The 15,187-nt window shown below is 54.5% G+C and carries 12 protein-coding genes; 8 read left to right on the plus strand and 4 right to left on the minus strand.

Features of this window, described 5'->3' with window-relative positions; all coding sequences use genetic code 11:
- Positions 1–261: 261 nt before the first annotated feature.
- From fhuA to fhuB, 4 genes are all read left to right on the plus strand, one after another.
- On the plus strand, positions 262–2,493 hold the full coding sequence (gene fhuA, locus ACLW56_RS16555) for a ferrichrome porin FhuA (RefSeq protein WP_330984840.1): 2,232 nt from the start codon (positions 262–264) through the stop codon (positions 2,491–2,493).
- A gap of 208 nt (positions 2,494–2,701) precedes the next feature.
- Positions 2,702–3,499, plus strand: a complete 798-nt coding sequence (gene fhuC / locus ACLW56_RS16560) for a Fe3+-hydroxamate ABC transporter ATP-binding protein FhuC (protein ID WP_330984841.1) — start codon at positions 2,702–2,704, stop codon at positions 3,497–3,499.
- Entirely contained in the window at positions 3,499–4,389 is an 891-nt protein-coding gene (gene fhuD, locus ACLW56_RS16565; protein WP_330984842.1) for a Fe(3+)-hydroxamate ABC transporter substrate-binding protein FhuD, read from the plus strand. Before fhuC ends, fhuD begins: the two co-directional genes overlap by 1 nt.
- A complete protein-coding gene (gene fhuB, locus ACLW56_RS16570; protein WP_330984843.1) occupies positions 4,386–6,368 on the plus strand; it encodes a Fe(3+)-hydroxamate ABC transporter permease FhuB in 1,983 nt (660 codons plus the stop codon). Before fhuD ends, fhuB begins: the two co-directional genes overlap by 4 nt.
- 77 nt (positions 6,369–6,445) lie before the next feature.
- Here fhuB and hemL read toward each other — a convergent pair whose 3' ends face one another.
- A complete protein-coding gene (gene hemL / locus ACLW56_RS16575) occupies positions 6,446–7,726 on the minus strand; it encodes a glutamate-1-semialdehyde 2,1-aminomutase (protein ID WP_330984844.1) in 1,281 nt (426 codons plus the stop codon).
- Positions 7,727–7,905: 179 nt separating this feature from the next.
- Between hemL and clcA the strand changes: the two genes are divergently transcribed.
- Together clcA and erpA are read left to right on the plus strand one after the other, a co-directional pair.
- The gene (gene clcA, locus ACLW56_RS16580; RefSeq protein WP_330984845.1) at positions 7,906–9,324 is read left to right on the plus strand and encodes a H(+)/Cl(-) exchange transporter ClcA; all 1,419 of its coding nucleotides are present in this window, start codon (positions 7,906–7,908) and stop codon (positions 9,322–9,324) included.
- 80 nt (positions 9,325–9,404) lie between these two features.
- Positions 9,405–9,749, plus strand: a complete 345-nt coding sequence (erpA, locus tag ACLW56_RS16585; RefSeq protein ID WP_330984846.1) for an iron-sulfur cluster insertion protein ErpA — start codon at positions 9,405–9,407, stop codon at positions 9,747–9,749.
- Positions 9,750–9,823: 74 nt separating this feature from the next.
- On the opposite strand, the gene ACLW56_RS16590 is transcribed toward erpA, so the two are convergent.
- Genes ACLW56_RS16590 through mtnN form a run of 3 tightly spaced genes read right to left on the minus strand, consistent with a single transcriptional unit; the run spans position 9,824 to position 11,953 of the window.
- The gene (locus ACLW56_RS16590) at positions 9,824–10,447 is read right to left on the minus strand and encodes a TRIC cation channel family protein (protein WP_330984847.1); all 624 of its coding nucleotides are present in this window, start codon (positions 10,445–10,447) and stop codon (positions 9,824–9,826) included.
- Between the two features lie 14 nt (positions 10,448–10,461).
- A complete protein-coding gene (gene btuF / locus ACLW56_RS16595) occupies positions 10,462–11,262 on the minus strand; it encodes a vitamin B12 ABC transporter substrate-binding protein BtuF (protein WP_330984848.1) in 801 nt (266 codons plus the stop codon).
- A complete protein-coding gene (gene mtnN, locus ACLW56_RS16600; protein WP_330984849.1) occupies positions 11,255–11,953 on the minus strand; it encodes a 5'-methylthioadenosine/S-adenosylhomocysteine nucleosidase in 699 nt (232 codons plus the stop codon). The genes btuF and mtnN overlap by 8 nt, the downstream gene beginning before the upstream one ends.
- 74 nt (positions 11,954–12,027) lie before the next feature.
- Here mtnN and dgt point away from each other — a divergent pair, with 74 nt between their 5' ends.
- Both dgt and degP read left to right on the plus strand, forming a co-directional pair.
- The gene (gene dgt, locus ACLW56_RS16605) at positions 12,028–13,542 is read left to right on the plus strand and encodes a dGTPase (protein ID WP_330984850.1); all 1,515 of its coding nucleotides are present in this window, start codon (positions 12,028–12,030) and stop codon (positions 13,540–13,542) included.
- Between the two features lie 139 nt (positions 13,543–13,681).
- Positions 13,682–15,121: a serine endoprotease DegP gene (degP, locus tag ACLW56_RS16610; RefSeq protein WP_330984851.1), complete on the plus strand. Its 1,440-nt coding sequence runs from the start codon at positions 13,682–13,684 to the stop codon at positions 15,119–15,121.
- Positions 15,122–15,187 lie beyond the last annotated feature (66 nt).

Here is a 15,187-nt window from a genome sequence, read left to right on the forward strand (position 1 = left end):
GAAGTTGTAGGCCGGGCAAACGTAGTGCCGCCCGGCGAGAAGCCCGGTGGCGCTTTGCTTACCGGGCCTACACCCCCTCCGGCTCATCTTTTTCTAACGCCCCCATAACTCCACATTAACCATCAGGTTATTTTTTAAACCCTCAAAACGACCAGGGATGTATTCCGCTTGCCATGCCTTCCGCGTTTCGCCTATCATTCTTCGGCATAATAATAATTCTCGTTTACGTTATCATTCACTCAATATCATCAGAGAATCACAATGGCGCGTCTCAACACTGCTCAGCCAGGAAACCCCTTACTGCGTAAACTCGCAGTGGTAGTAGCCACAGCGGTTAGCGGCATGTCTGTTTCAGTACAGGCTGCAGAACAACCAAAAGAAGAAACCATCACTGTGACTGCCGCACCTGCTGCTTTGCAGGAAAGCGCATGGGGCCCTGCAGCCACCATCGCGGCGAAACACACTGCCACGGCGACCAAGACCGATACGCCAATTGAAAAGACTCCTCAGTCTATTTCAGTGGTGACCAATGAAGAGATGCAAATGCATCAATTCCAGTCTGTTAAGGAAGCGCTTGGTTACACACCTGGCGTTACAGTCAGCAGCCGTGGTGCCTCAAATACTTATGACTTCGTTATCATCCGTGGCTTCTCATCAGTAGGCCTGAACCAGAATAACTATCTGGATGGACTAAAGATGCAGGGCGATTTTTATAATGACGCCGTCATCGATCCTTATATGCTTGAACGCGTTGAGTTGATGCGTGGCCCAACTTCCGTTTTGTACGGTAAGAGTAATCCGGGCGGTATCATTTCAATGGTCAGCAAACGTCCAACTACCGAGCCGCTTAAAGAAGTTCAGTTTAAAATGGGGACGGATAATCTCTTCCAGACTGGCTTTGATTTCAGCGATGCTATTGATGATGACGGTGAGTTTTCCTATCGTTTGACAGGTGTAGCCCGTAGCAATAACGAACAGCAAGAAAATGCCAAGCAGCAACGTTATGCCATCGCACCTTCTTTCTCATGGCGTCCAGACGATAAAACAAACTTTACTTTCCTGTCCTATTTACAAAATGAACCGGAAACGGGTTACTACGGCTGGCTTCCGAAAGAAGGGACTGTTCAACCATTGCCAAATGGCGGCCACCTGCCGACCAACTATAACGAAGGGGCGACGAATAATACCTACTCTCGCAACCAGAAAATGGTTGGATATAGCTTTGAGCATGGCTTCAATGACACTTTCACGGTGCGCCAGAACTTGCGTTTCTCTGAAATGAAAGTTGCACAGCAGAGTGCTTACGGTACGGGGCTGTGTAATAACAGTATGAATTTGTATAACCCGTATTGTCAGGCATTGACGCCAGAACAACAGGCTCATTATCTGGGGCGTGGGACGGTTGTTGACAATGAACGTCTGCAAAATTTCAGCGTAGATACTCAGTTGCAAAGCAAGTTTGCAACGGGCCTGGTACAGCACATCCTGTTGACCGGTATCGACTATATGCGTATGCGCAACGATATTAGCGCGCTCTTTGGAAATGCTCCTTCCCAGGATCTGAACAATTTACCGCCAATGGAGTCGGTTGATTTCGGCAATGCTGTGCCTTACCAGATGAATGAAAGTAAGCAGACTGGGTTGTATGTGCAAGATCAGGCTGAATGGGATAAGTGGGTGCTGACTTTGGGCGGTCGTTACGACTGGTCCAAACAAGCGACAACCGTGCGTAGTGATAATGGCTATGTCGAGAGAAATGACCACCAGTTTACCTGGCGTGGTGGTGTTAACTACCTCTTTGATAATGGTATCTCTCCCTATATCAGCTACAGCCAGTCCTTTGAGCCAAATGCGTTTAGCCTCTACAGCACACCTCGTGTAGCTTATAAACCGTCAAAAGGTGAGCAATATGAGGCTGGCGTTAAATATGTTCCAAAAGACATGCCAGTGGTTATCACGGGGGCGGTTTATCAGCTAACCAAATCTGACACGTTGATGACTGATCCGACGAATGCTTTTAATCAGGTACCAGCAGGTGAAGTGCGTTCACGTGGTGTTGAGTTAGAAGCCAAAGCTGCTGTTAATGCGAATATCAACTTGACAGCGTCCTACACCTATACTGATGCAGAATACACCAAAGATACCACGCTGAAAGGGAACACTCCGGTCCAGGTGCCTAAAAACATGGCATCGCTCTGGGGGGATTACACGTTCAATGAAGGTGCACTGTCTGGGTTGACTCTGGGAACGGGTGGGCGTTTCATTGGTTCAAGCTATGGTGATCCGGCAAACACTTTCAAAGTTGGCAGCGCAGCGGTAATGGATGCTGTGGTCAAATATGATCTTGCACGCTTTGGGATGGCAGGTTCGAACCTTGCTGTAAACGTGAACAACCTGTTTGATCGCGAGTATGTAGCAAGTTGCTTTGATACCTACGGTTGTTTCTGGGGCGCAGAGCGTCAGGTGGTTGCGACCGCAACGTTCCGTTTCTAACTTTTCATTCAGGCGCGGTTTCCGCGCCTTTAAATGGTGGACAAAGAAGGAAAAAGCGTGGTTTTTCCTTCTTTGTGGTTATCAGCCGAAAATCACGAAAGTGATTTTCCTTGTTTTTAATTTGGTAACGTATGCTCGCCCAACGCAGGTGTGAGAAAGACCCTCACTCTGTAGGCGCGGCTTACCGCGCCTTTACACGTTGGCCGTTATGCAGGACACCACAACTCAAACCGATACCACGTTCGCGCTGAACGATGTCACCTTTCGTGTGCCTGGCCGTACGCTGCTGCACCCGCTTTCGCTCACCTTTCCCCCGGGTAAAGTGACCGGCTTGATTGGTCATAACGGCTCCGGGAAATCCACTTTGCTGAAAATGCTGGGCCGTCATCAGCCGCCGTCCGAAGGTGACATTCTGCTGGACGGGCAGCCGCTTGAAAGCTGGAACAGCAAAGCCTTCGCGCGTAAGGTCGCGTATCTGCCACAACAGTTGCCGCAGGCGGAAGGGATGACAGTACGTGAGCTGGTGGCGATTGGTCGTTACCCGTGGCACGGGGCGCTGGGGCGTTTTGGCGTTGCCGATCGCGAGAAAGTCGAAGAGGCTATTTCGCTGGTAGGGCTGAAGCCGTTGGCGCATCGCCTGGTGGATAGCCTTTCCGGGGGCGAACGTCAGCGTGCGTGGATTGCGATGCTGGTGGCTCAGGACAGCCGTTGTCTGCTGCTCGACGAACCAACTTCTGCGCTGGATATTGCCCATCAGGTGGATGTGCTGGCGCTGGTGCATCGTCTCAGCCAACAGCGTGGCCTGACGGTGGTTGCCGTTTTGCATGACATCAACATGGCGGCTCGTTACTGCGATTATCTGGTGGCGCTGCGCGGCGGGGAAATGATTGCCCAGGGCACGCCTGAAACCCTGATGCGTGGCGAAACGCTGGAACAAATTTACGGAATTCCGATGGGGATCCTGCCGCATCCGGCGGGCGCTGCCCCGGTAAGCTTTGTTTATTGATGAATGATCCCACTCTGATTAGCCGTCGACGCCTTCTGACGGCCATGGCGCTGTCGCCGCTGCTCTGGCAGATGCGAGGTGCCCATGCGGCCGCCGTTGATCCCCATCGTATTGTGGCGCTGGAGTGGCTGCCCGTTGAGCTGCTGCTGGCACTCGGGGTCACGCCTTACGGCGTTGCCGATATCCCCAATTACAACCTGTGGGTGAATGAGCCGGGCCTTCCAGCTTCAGTCATTGACGTGGGGTTGCGTACTGAACCCAATCTTGAACTGCTGACCGAAATGAAGCCATCCTATATGTTCTGGTCCGCCGGTTATGGCCCTGCACCTGAAAAGCTGGCGCGAATCGCCCCTGGACGAGGGTTCAACTTCAGCGATGGCAAGCGACCATTGGAAATGGCGCGTAACTCGTTAGTGGAAATGGGGAATCTCCTGGGGCTGGAAAATCAGGCTCGCGAACACCTCAATCACTTCGATTCGTTTATTGCCCAGCACAAACCTCACTTCGCCCAGCGCGGCAGCCGTCCATTGCTGATGATTACGCTGCTCGATGCGCGTCATGTATTGGCGTTCGGGCCGAATTGCCTTTTCCAGCAAATCCTTGATGACTACGGGATTGTGAATGCCTGGCAGGGGGAAACGAATTTCTGGGGCAGCCAGGTGGTAGGCATCGATCGTTTGGGGAGTTTTAAAGACGCTGATGTTATCTGCTTCGATCACGGCAATGACGCTGAAATGCAAAAGCTGATGGCGACGCCGCTGTGGCAGGCGATGCCGTTTGTGCGTGCGCAGCGATTCCAGCGCGTGCCTGCCGTCTGGTTTTATGGCGCGACGCTGTCGACCATGAACTTTGTGCGCATTCTGGATAATGCCCAGGGAGGTCGCACATGACGTCGCGAATCTCTCGCTTCCCTGCCGCACTGCTTTTACTGTTGTTTATCGCCGCTGCGTGGCTGAGTTGGCACAACTTCAACGTCGCTCTGCCGCGTGCGCAGTGGGGCGAGGCGCTTTGGCAGCCCAATATCGACAGTATCCAACAGATGCTGTTCCACTACAGTTTGCTGCCACGTCTGGTGATTTCGCTGCTGGTTGGCGCGGGGCTTGGTCTGGTGGGTGTTTTGTTCCAGCAGGTGCTGCGTAACCCTCTGGCGGAACCGACCACACTAGGCGTCGCGACAGGTGCTCAACTTGGCATAACCATCACCACGCTGTGGGCGATCCCTGGCGCGATGACTACGCAGTTTGCTGCGCTGGCTGGGGCTTGTGTGGTGGGGGCGCTGGTGTTTGGCGTCTCCTGGGGCAAACGTCTCTCGCCGGTGACGCTGATTTTAGCCGGGCTGGTGGTTAGCATGTACTGCGGCGCGGTGAACCAGTTGCTGGTTATCTTCCATCACGATCAGCTGCAAAGCATGTTCCTGTGGAGCACCGGGACGCTGACGCAGACGGACTGGAGCGTGGTGCAACAGCTTTGGCCGCAACTGCTCGGCGGCGTGATGCTCACGCTGTTGTTATTGCGCCCTCTGACGCTGATGGGGCTGGACGACGGTGTTGCTCGTAACCTCGGCTTAGCGCTTTCTCTGGCTCGTCTGGCGGCACTCACGCTCGCCATTATCATCAGTGCGCTGCTGGTTAACGCCGTGGGCATTATTGGGTTTATTGGGTTGTTCGCACCGCTGCTGGCGAAAATGCTCGGCGCGCGTCGGCTGCTTTCACGCCTGATGCTGGCTCCGCTGATTGGGGCGCTGATCCTCTGGCTTTCAGATCAGCTTATTCTCTGGCTGACACAAGTGTGGATGGAAGTCTCTACCGGCTCCGTCACGGCCTTGATTGGCGCACCGCTGCTGTTGTGGCTGCTGCCTCGTCTGCGCAGCATCAGCGCCCCGGCAATGGATGCGGGTGACAAGGTGTATGTTGAGCGTCAGCGCGTAGTGGGATGGTCGCTGGCGGGCATTGTTGTCTTACTGCTGGGCATGGTGATTGCACTCTCTTTCGGACGCGATGCGCACGGCTGGCACTGGGCCTACGGTGAGTTACTGCATTCCCTGATGGAGTGGCGAGCTCCGCGTATTCTGGCCGCCCTGATTGCAGGCATGATGCTGGCGGTGGCAGGCTGCATTATTCAGCGCCTGACCGGTAACCCGATGGCTAGCCCGGAAGTGCTGGGGATTTCTTCCGGTGCGGCGTTTGGTGTGGTGCTGATGCTGTTCTTCGTGCCGGGCAACGCGTTTGGTTGGCTGCTGCCAGCAGGAAGTTTAGGCGCTGCGGCAACGTTGTTGATCATTCTGATTGCTGCCGGGCGAGGTGGATTCTCACCGCATCGCATGTTGCTGGCGGGGATGGCACTGAGCACCGCCTTTACCATGCTGCTGATGATGCTGCAGGCAAGCGGCGACCCGCGCATGGCGCAAATCCTGACCTGGATTTCAGGCTCAACCTACAATGCTTCCTGGGATCAGGTTGTGCGTACCGGGTTGGTGATGATCGTTCTGCTGGCACTGACGCCGTTCTGCCGTCGCTGGCTGACCATTTTGCCGCTGGGTGGAAACACGGCGCGGGCTGTCGGAATGGCTCTTACGCCAACACGCGTTGCTTTGCTGTTACTGGCGGCGGCGTTAACCGCGACGGCAACAATGACCATTGGGCCGCTGAGCTTTATCGGTTTGATGGCACCGCATATTGCGCGAATGATGGGCTTCAGAAGAACCCTGCCACACATGATTTTGTCGGCTCTGGTCGGGGGAATACTGCTGGTGTTCGCGGACTGGTGTGGGCGGATGGTGCTGTTCCCGTATCAAATTCCTGCCGGGTTGCTCTCGACCTTTATTGGTGCGCCTTACTTTATTTATCTGCTTCGCAAACAGAGTCGGTAAACATGCCCGGCGGCACTTCGTTTGCCGGGCCTACAACACCGTAGGCCGGGCAAGCGTCAGCGCCGCCCGGCACAAGCTTACAACTTAGCAAACACCTTACGCGCCGCATCGATAGTCTTATTGATATCGTCTTTGCTGTGCGCCACGGACATGAAGCCGGCTTCGAAGGCGGAAGGGGCCAGATAAACCCCTTCTTCCAGCATCAGATGGAAGAAGCGTTTGAAGCGTTCCACGTCGCACTTCACCACATCCTGATAGCAGGTCACGGTTTTGGCCTCGGTGAAGAAAATACCGAACATGCCGCCGACGTTATTCACCACCAGTGGAATGCCGGTTTCGCGTGCTGCGTTCAGCAGGCCGTCTGCCAGTTGATTGGTCAGGTTGGTCAGGGTTTCGTGAATGCCGGGCTGTGCCACTTCTGTCAGACAGGCAAAACCTGCCGCCATGGCAATCGGGTTGCCGGACAGCGTACCAGCCTGATAAACCGGGCCCGTTGGTGCCAGCGCATCCATCACTTCGCGACGGCCGCCAAAGGCACCGACTGGCATACCGCCGCCGATGATTTTGCCAAGGCAGGTCAGGTCTGGCACCACGTTGTAGTGATCCTGAGCACCCGCCAGCGCGACGCGGAAACCGGTCATCACTTCATCAATGATGAACAGCGCGCCGAATTCGTCGCACAGTGCACGCAGGCCTGGCAGGAAGTCTGGCTCTGGCAGAATGCAGTTCATGTTGCCCGCGACCGGTTCAACGATGATGCAGGCAATCTCTTGCGGATATTGCTCGAACGCTTCGCGAACAGAGGCCAGATCGTTATAGGTGCAGGTCAGGGTATGTTTGGCGAAATCTGCCGGAACGCCCGGAGAGTTTGGCTGACCGAGGGTCAGGGCACCAGAACCGGCTTTCACCAGCAGGCAGTCGGCGTGCCCGTGGTAGCACCCTTCGAATTTGATGATTTTGTCGCGTCCGGTGAAGCCGCGAGCCAGACGAATGGCGCTCATGGTGGCTTCGGTGCCGGAGTTCACCATGCGCACCATATCCATGGTGGGCACCAGTTCAGTCACCAGTTCCGCCATTTTGACTTCCATTTCAGTCGGCGCACCGAAACTTAAGCCGCGGGATGCCGCTTCAATCACCGCATTACGAATGGACGGATGGTTGTGCCCCAACACCATCGGGCCCCAGGAACCGACATAGTCGATGTAAGCTTTGCCGTCGACATCGTACAGGTACGCGCCGTCTGCACGTTCAACAAACAGCGGAGTGCCGCCAACGCCGGTAAAAGCACGGACTGGCGAATTGACGCCGCCGGGGATCAGTTCGCGCGCAGCGCTGTAGAGATTCTCAGATTTACTCATTGCCAGGTTCCTGGTTCGTAGAAAGCTTGTTAGCCGACTATTCTAAGGTATTCCCTGAACGTTATGAAAGTTTTGCCCAATTGAAACAATCCAATATTGAGGGAATTTTTAGGCGACGTGCTGCCCGTGGGTGGTTACAATGCGCTCTGCCATTTGTATTACCAATAATTGATTAAGGCATGAAAGCAGAATCTCCCTCTTTTGAATCACAGCAAATCGTTCGTCTGCGTCGCGGAGATGCAGTCCGTCGTCTGGTCCACAGAGACAAAACCCCGTTAGCCATTCTCCTGATGGCCGCCGTGGTCGGCACCCTTGCAGGCCTGATCGGCGTGGCTTTTGAGAAGGCCGTGAACTGGGTGCAGAACGTACGTATCGGCTCGTTGGTGCAGGTCGCCGATCACTGGTTCCTGGTCTGGCCGCTGGCGTTTATCTTCTCCGGCCTGCTGGCGATGGCGGGCTATTATCTGGTGCGCCGCTTTGCGCCAGAAGCGGGCGGCTCTGGCATTCCTGAAATTGAAGGGGCGCTGGAAGAATTGCGTCCTGTGCGCTGGTGGCGCGTTATCCCGGTGAAATTTATCGGCGGCATGGGAACGCTGGGTGCAGGCATGGTGCTCGGGCGTGAAGGGCCAACGGTTCAGCTCGGCGGCAATGTCGGGCGCATGGTGCTGGACATTTTCCGTCTGCGTACGGCTGAAGCCCGTCATACTCTGCTAGCGACCGGTGCCGCGGCGGGTCTGGCTGCCGCTTTTAACGCACCACTGGCAGGCATCCTCTTTATCCTCGAAGAGATGCGTCCACAGTTCCGCTACAACCTGATTTCCATCAAAGCCGTGTTCATCGGCGTCATCATGTCGAGCGTGGTGTTTCGCGTCTTTAATGGCGAAACCGCAGTTATCGAAGTGGGCAAACTTGCCGATGCGCCGGTCAACACGCTTTGGCTGTATCTGATTTTGGGCATGGTGTTTGGCTGCGTCGGGCCGCTGTTTAATGGTCTGGTGATCCGTACCCAGGATCTGTTCCAGCGCATTCATGGCGGCGATATCAAAAAGTGGGTGCTGATTGGCGGCCTGCTCGGCGGTATCTGCGGCGTGCTTGGCCTGATTGAACCCGAAGCGGCAGGCGGTGGTTTTAACCTTATCCCGATTGCAGCCGCTGGAAATTATACCGTCGGCCTGTTGATGTTTATCTTCATCGCCCGAGTCATTACCACACTGCTGTGTTTCTCTTCCGGTGCGCCGGGTGGCATTTTCGCCCCCATGCTGGCGCTGGGAACACTGTTAGGCACAGCCTATGGCATGGCGGCTTCGGCCTGGTTCCCGGCTTATCATCTGGAAGCAGGGACGTTTGCGATTGCGGGAATGGGCGCGCTTTTTGCCGCCTCAGTGCGTGCGCCGTTGACCGGCATCGTGCTGGTGCTGGAAATGACCGACAACTATCAGCTCATTTTGCCAATGATTATCACCTGCCTTGGCGCAACACTGTTGGCTCAGTTCCTGGGTGGCAAACCGCTTTACTCCACGATCCTTTCCCGCACGCTGGCGAAGCAGGAAGCGGAGAAAGCCGAAAAAGAGAAGCCGCCGATCGGGGAGAATACTTGAACGATTTAGTCGGGTATTGGATAATGGCTTAAAAGATCTGGTGAGACTTTGACCAGATAGAGAATCAACTGGAGCATATAATGAGTGATGACGTAGCGCTGCCCCTGCAGTTTACTGACGCGGCCGCCAGCAAAGTAAAAAACCTGATCGCGGATGAAGACAATCCGAACCTGAAGTTGCGCGTCTATATCACCGGCGGTGGCTGCAGCGGATTCCAGTATGGTTTCACCTTTGACGATCAGATCAACGAAGGTGACATGACCATTGAGAAACAGGGCGTTGGCCTGGTGGTCGACCCGATGAGCCTGCAGTATCTGGTGGGGGGGTCAGTGGATTACACCGAAGGGCTGGAAGGTTCACGCTTTATCGTGACCAACCCGAATGCGAAAAGCACCTGCGGGTGTGGGTCATCGTTTAGCGTTTAATTTGGCATGAATGCCCGGTGGCGGCTTCGCCTTACCGGACCTACAAACGGCAACCTCGGTTGCCGTTTTGCTTTTTACCTTCCGCTTTCATCCAGCGCAAACGTAGGCAGCTTAAGGTGCCAGCGTATTGCCGCCAGCCTTATCACCAGCGTCACTAACATGCCGAACATCGCGGAGTTTTCCAGCGAGACGTTGAAGGTATAGTGGGCGGTGGCGTGAACGATGCCGCCGATGATGCACGCAGTGGCGTAAATTTCGGTACGCAGGATCATGGGAATTTCACGTGCCAGCACATCTCGAATAATCCCGCCACCAACACCGGTAATCACGCCCATGCAGATAGCCACCATCGGGCCTGTCCCGGCAATAAACGCTTTATTGACCCCGATACCCACAAACACAGCCAGGCCAACCGCGTCCAGCACTGGTAAGATCCATTTCGGCAAACGCCGCGGCTGACGCACCAGCAGGATCGTCAGCATGCTGGTGATCATCGCCACCACCAAATCGGTGGGATCTTTTACCCAGAATACCGGCCCGTGGGCGAGCGCCATATCACGAATGGTTCCGCCCCCGACAGCGGTGACTACACCCAGGACGAGGACGCCAAAAGGGTCCATCCGAAGTTTTCCGGCCAGCAAGACGCCGGAGATAGCAAAGACGGCTGTACCCACAATATCCAGCCAATAGACAAGCATTGATGTGTTTCCCGTTAATTGACCTGCGCAAGCGTTGTGCAGAGTTGTTTGGCGGCGAGGATAATACGCGGGGAGGCGCGTTCAAACCAGTCGCTGTTGAGCGGAATCACCGGAATGTTGAGCTGATCACCCCAGTACTGTCTTATTGAGGACACTTCTTTATCGGTGCCTGCGGTGATAATCGCTTGTGGCTGGCGGGCAATGACCTGTTCCCGGCTCACCTGAGGCCAGGGTACACGGCTGTTGGCAAAGATGTTTTCCCCGCCGCAGGCCTCAATCACTTCGTTCTGTATTGAGTCTTTATTACTGGTGAACAGCGGGTTAGTGCCGAATTGCAGGAAGACCGTTTTTTTTGTCGTTTGCGCATAGCGTTGTTTAAGCGCGGCGAACTCTTTACGCAGGGTTGCCCCCGCCTGTTTTGCCTGTTCGGGAACAGGGCTCCAGGCCGCTAACTTTTCCAGCGCATCGGCAAGGTGCTTAATGCTGCTGGTATCCACCCACATCACGTTGATGCCAAGTGAACTGAGTTGATTGACTTGTCGTTCTGCATTTCCGCCGCGCCAGGCCAGCACAACATCAGGCTTCAGCGCCACAATGCGTTCCAGATTCATGCCCTGCCAGCTGGCAACCTGCTCAATATCTTTGGCTTGCGGTGGGTAATCGGAAAAGCTGCTGACCCCGACAGGCGTAATGCCCGCGGCAAACGCCAGTTCCGTATTGGCGGGGGAAAGCGTGATGACTCGCGGCGCGGCTATCAGCCACGCCGGGAACGTCAGTAGCAGGGCAAGAATGCCCTGCAACAGGGGGTTACGCATGGTTCAGTTTCTGCACCAGCGTTTCAACCATCAGGCTGGACTGTTTCGCCGCCACCGCCAGGAACTCATCAAAGCTCAGGTGAGACTGCTGATCAGCCACATCAGAGATAGCGCGAACGACCACGAAAGGCACCTTGAAGTTATGGCAAACGTGCGCAATGGCGGTGGCTTCCATCTCAACGGCAACGGCCTGAGGGAAGTTGTGGCGGATTTTTGCCAGGCCGACGGAGCCATTGATGAACGCGTCACCGCTGACAATCAGGCCGCGTACGGCATTCAGATTCAGCTCTTTAATGCAGCTTTCTGCTGCTTCTACCAGTTTTGCATCGGCGGCGAAACCGGCCGGGCAACCCGGAAGCTGGCCATACTCGTAGCCAAACGCGGTGACGTCCGCATCGTGATAGCGTGCTTCATCAGAAACCACGATATCGCCCACTTTCAGCGTGGGCGCCAGGCCACCTGCGGAACCTGTGTTGATGATGACATCCGGTTTGCAGCGTTCGAGAAGCAGTGCGGCACCCATCGCCGCGGCGACTTTACCGATCCCTGATTTCAGCAGCGCAACGTCAGCGCCGTTCAACTGGCCGGTGTAGATTTCGCTCCCGCCAACGGTAAGGGTCTGACGATTCTGGATTTTGTCACGCAGCAGCGTCACTTCTTCTTCCATTGCACCAATAATGCCGATTTTCATAGATTTACTCGCGATGTGATGGGTTTAAAGGCATAGTTTATCACGGAGCACGCATTTCCGGACCGGGAGAGGCTATGGCAACTATTGATTTTCGCACCAAAATAAACTGGCGTCGTCGTTACCGTTCGCCGCAGAACGCGACGACCGAACATGAAATTCTGCGTATTTTCGAAAGCGATCGTGGGCGAATCGTCAATTCTCCGGCCATTCGTCGGTTACAGCAGAAAACTCAGGTCTTTCCGCTGGAACGCAATGCGGCGGTGCGCACGCGTCTGACCCATTCTATGGAAGTTCAACAGGTCGGGCGCTACATCGCCAAAGAGGTGCTGAGCCGCCTTAAGCAACAAAAGCTGCTTGATGCTTACGGGCTTGAAGACCTGACCGGGCCGTTTGAAAGCATCGTTGAGATGGCGTGCCTGATGCACGATATCGGCAATCCGCCGTTTGGCCATTTCGGTGAGGCAGCAATCAATGACTGGTTCCGTAAGATGTTGTGGCCTGCGGATGCCGCCAGCCAACCGCTAAGCGAAGACCGTTGTCTGGTTGGCGCGCTGAAGCTGCGTGATGGCGAAGATACGCTCAATGAATTGCGTCGCCGTGTGCGTCAGGATCTCTGCCAGTTTGAAGGGAATGCGCAGGGTATTCGCCTGGTCCACACGCTGATGCGCATGAACCTGACCTGGGCGCAGGTGGGCTGTATTTTGAAATACACCCGTCCGGCCTGGTGGCGCGGTTCGCCACCGGAAAGCCACAGCTATTTAATGAAGAAGCCTGGCTATTATTTCGCCGAAGAAGCCTATATTGCGAAGTTACGTAAAGAACTGGATCTGGCACCTTATAGCCGTTATCCATTGACGTGGATTATGGAAGCGGCCGATGACATCTCTTATTGCGTGGCTGACCTCGAAGATGCGGTCGAAAAACGGATCTTCAGCGTGGAGCAACTTTATCAGCACCTTTACGACGCATGGGGCACGCACCAAAAGGGTTCGCTGTTTTCTCAGGTGGTCGAAAATGCCTGGGATAAATCTCGATCCAATTCAATGAGCCGCAGCACGGAAGACCAGTTCTTTATGTATTTACGCGTGAATACCTTGAATAAACTGGTGCCTTACGCGGCGCAGCGCTTTATTGATAATCTCCCACAGATATATACGGGAGATTTTAACCATGCTCTGCTGGAAGATGACAGTGATTACAGTCAGCTGCTTGAGTTATATAAGAGCGTGGCGATGAAAGAGGTATTCAGTCATCCGGACGTGGAGCAGCTTGAATTACAAGGTTATCGAGTTATCAGTGGTTTACTGGAGATTTACCAGCCGCTGCTTAAATTATCATTAAGTGATTTTAACGAGCTGGTGGATAAAGAACGTTTGCGCCATTTGCCGATTGAAAGTCGTCTGTTCCATAAGCTATCAACGCGTCACCGACTGGCCTATGTTGAAGCCATCAATAAAATTCCGCGCGACGCCGCAGAGTATCCGTTGATGGAGTACTATTATCGGTGCCGCCTGATTCAGGACTATATCAGTGGGATGACCGATCTCTATGCCTGGGATGAATACCGTCGGCTGATGGCGGTGGAATAAGGCGAAAGTTTTGTAAAGACGGACAATAATTTTTTACTTTTCCCCGAAACTTGAATCCGGAACTTCGCGCTATAAATCGACTCTGACAGTCACGTACACAGCAATTTTTGCACTATCTGACATATTGAGATGACGAGACATGAAAAAAACCACGTTAGCAATGAGTGCCCTGGCTCTGAGTTTAAGTCTGGCCCTTTCCCCATTATCAGCAAGCGCTGCTGAAACGGCCTCCTCAGCAAACACTGCCCAGCAGATGCCAAGCCTGGCGCCGATGCTGGAAAAAGTGATGCCTTCCGTTGTGAGCATCAACGTGGAAGGGAGCACCACCGTGAATACCCCAAGAATGGGCCGTAACTTCCAGCAGTTCTTTGGCGACAACTCGCCATTCTGCCAGGACGGTTCCCCGTTCCAGAACTCACCGTTCTGTCAGGGCGGGCAGGGTGCTCCTGGCGGTAACGGCGGCGGCAGCCAGCAGGAAAAATTCATGGCGCTGGGCTCCGGCGTGATCATTGATGCAGCCAAAGGCTATGTGGTAACCAACAACCACGTGGTCGACAACGCCAGTACCATTAAAGTTTCCCTGAGCGACGGACGTAAGTTTGACGCGAAAGTGGTGGGTAAAGATCCGCGTTCTGATATCGCGCTGATTCAGATTCAGGACCCGAAAAACCTGACGGCGATTAAGATTGCAGATTCCGACGCACTGCGTGTGGGTGACTATACCGTCGCTATCGGTAACCCGTTTGGTCTGGGTGAAACCGTGACTTCCGGTATCGTTTCTGCGCTTGGCCGTAGCGGCCTGAACGTGGAAAACTATGAAAACTTTATCCAGACGGATGCCGCCATCAACCGTGGTAACTCGGGCGGTGCGCTGGTGAACCTCAACGGTGAGCTGATCGGGATTAACACTGCGATCCTCGCACCAGACGGCGGTAACATCGGTATCGGCTTCGCTATCCCGAGTAACATGGTGAAAAGCCTGACCGAGCAGATGGTGAAATACGGCCAGGTGAAACGCGGCGAGCTGGGCATCATGGGCACCGAGCTGAGCTCTGATCTGGCGAAAGCGATGAAAGTTGACGCGCAGCGTGGCGCTTTCGTAAGCCAGGTGATGGCAAACTCTTCTGCGGCGAAAGCCGGTATCAAAGCAGGTGATGTAATTACGTCCCTGAACGGCAAGCCAATCAGCAGCTTCTCCGCACTGCGCGCGCAGGTTGGCACCATGCCAGTCGGCAGCAAAGTAGAGCTGGGTCTGGTACGTGATGGCAAACCGGTGAACGTGACGCTGGAACTGCAGCAGAGCAGCCAGACTCAGGTCGATTCCAATACCATCTTCAACGGTATTGATGGCGCTGAAATGAGCAATAAAGGCGCTGATAAAGGTGTCGTGGTGAATGGCGTGAAAGGTGGGTCATCTGCGGCTCAAATCGGCCTGAAGAAAGGCGATGTGATCATCGGTGCTAACCAGCAGCCAGTGAAGAACATTGCGGATTTACGCAAAATCCTCGACAGCAAGCCGTCTGTTCTGGCGCTGAACATTCAGCGTGGCGACAGCACTATCTATCTGCTGATGCAGTAATCGTTAATTGCTGATAACAAGCCCTTCTCCTGTGGAGAGGGGCTTTTTTTATGCTTTATTGCCCGG

Source organism: Pantoea sp. sgz302252 (assembly GCF_047713085.1).
Classification (GTDB): domain Bacteria; phylum Pseudomonadota; class Gammaproteobacteria; order Enterobacterales; family Enterobacteriaceae; genus Scandinavium.